Origin of the sequence: Micromonospora maritima (assembly GCF_902825405.1) — a bacterium.
Classification (GTDB): domain Bacteria; phylum Actinomycetota; class Actinomycetes; order Mycobacteriales; family Micromonosporaceae; genus Micromonospora; species Micromonospora maritima.
On the sequence record NZ_CADEAU010000968.1, the window covers coordinates 1 to 643 of the forward strand.

Here is a 643-nt window from a genome sequence, read left to right on the forward strand (position 1 = left end):
CGACCACCGTCGAGCACCTGCAACGCCGGCCGGAACGGGTCTGCGGACCGGCTGCTGCGTGGGGTACGGCGCTGCTCGGCGCCGCCCTCCCGGATGGTCCGCCCGCGCGGGGTGTAGGCCCGGGCGTCGGAGATGCCCCCGACGCCCGGCTCCCGTGGCTCGGCCCCCCGCGACGAGCCGCGCCGGGAGCCCGTGGCGTCCCGGCGCGGTTCCTCCGACCTCGGTGGCACTGCTCAGCCCCCGTTGCCCTGCGGGCCGGTGACCGACGGCGCACCCTCGGCGGGGTGCGGGACGCCGATCGTCTTCCCGTCCGGCAGCCGGATGTAGGCCGGGTCCTCCGACTCGACCAGGCCCAGCCTGCGGGCGTTGGCGGTCAGGTTGCCGGGGTCCTTCTGCTCGGCGATCTCCTTGTTCAGCTGCTGCTCGTCCACGTCGAGCTTCGCCTGCTGCTGCTGGAGCTTCTCCAGCCGGAAGGCGTTCTCGTTGATCTTGGTGTTGATCGCCAGGATGCCGAGCACCCCGCCGACCACGAGCACCAGGATCAGCCCGACGAACGGCGCCCTCGGCACCCGGATCGGCGGCGGCGGGGCGACCCGCAGCCGCGGCGTCGTCGCGCCGGTGGTCCGGGTGCGCTCGGCCGGCC

General features: G+C 75.1%; 1 protein-coding gene and 1 pseudogene. Both read right to left on the reverse strand.

The genetic code is table 11. The annotated features are described in order from the left end of the window. Positions 1-230 (reverse strand): annotated as a pseudogene (locus tag HUW36_RS33870) (penicillin-binding protein 2); the annotation flags it as partial. 3 nt (positions 231-233) lie between these two features. After that, the coding region (ftsL, locus tag HUW36_RS33875) for a cell division protein FtsL (RefSeq protein ID WP_174531704.1) at positions 234-643 on the reverse strand (410 nt) is incomplete at its 5' end.